Source organism: Cocleimonas sp. KMM 6892 (assembly GCF_035798195.1).
Taxonomy (GTDB): domain Bacteria; phylum Pseudomonadota; class Gammaproteobacteria; order Thiotrichales; family Thiotrichaceae; genus Cocleimonas; species Cocleimonas flava.
The window spans coordinates 1-906 of sequence record NZ_JAPFBV010000019.1; the positions used below are offsets into that span (position 1 = coordinate 1).

Below are 906 nucleotides of genomic sequence, written 5' to 3' on the forward strand. Positions count from 1 at the left end.
CATCTCCATTACTGATTTCACCGTTACTGTCGTTATCGGCATTGTCAGGCGCAGGCTTAACCAGCGTTAGACTCGGTGTATTGATCTCACTGTCATTTTGCGCTGTACTTTCTGGGGTCTGATCTGAGTTTGCCGTAGCATCATTGATGATTCCACCCGCAGTTACATCGGCTGGTGTTACGGTATACGTGCCACTTAACACGCAGGTCGCAGAAGGCGCTAATGTGGCACAGCTAATCGTGCTCGGGGTGATTTTGTTATCTGTTACCACGACATTGGTTAAGGTCGCCGTACCGTTATTGGTTGCGGTTACCATGTAGGTTAATACATCTCCATTACTGATTTCACCGTTACTGTCGTTATCGGCATTGTCAGGCGCAGGCTTAACCAGCGTTAGACTCGGTACATTGATGTCGCTATCATTTTGCGCAGTACTTTCTGGAGTTTGATCAGAGTTTGCGGTGGCATCATTGATGATTGCACCTGCTGTCACATCGGCTGGTGTTACCGTGTAGGTGCCCGTTAATACACAGGTGGCTGTAGGCGCTAATGTGGCACAGCTAATCGTGTTCGGGGTGATTTTGTTATCTGTTACCACGACATTGGTTAAGGTCGCCGTACCGTTATTGGTTGCGGTTACCGTGTAGGTTAATACATCTCCATTACTGATTTCACCATTACTGTCGTTATCGGCATTGTCAGGCGCAGGTTTAACCAGCGTTAGACTCGGTGCATTAATGTCACTGTTATTTTGCGCGGTACTTTCTGGTGTTTGATCAGAGTTTGCGGTGGCATCATTAATGATTACACCCGCCGTAACATCAGCTGATGTTACGGTGTACGTACCACTTAAGACACAAGTCGCAGCAGGTGCTAATGTGGCACAGCTAATCGTATTCGGGGTGA

General features: G+C 47.7%; 1 protein-coding gene. It reads right to left on the reverse strand.

Annotation, left to right across the window (positions count from 1 at the left end):
- A partial coding sequence (locus OO007_RS20190; RefSeq protein WP_325810181.1) for a DUF7507 domain-containing protein occupies nt 1-906 on the reverse strand: 906 nt, incomplete at both ends.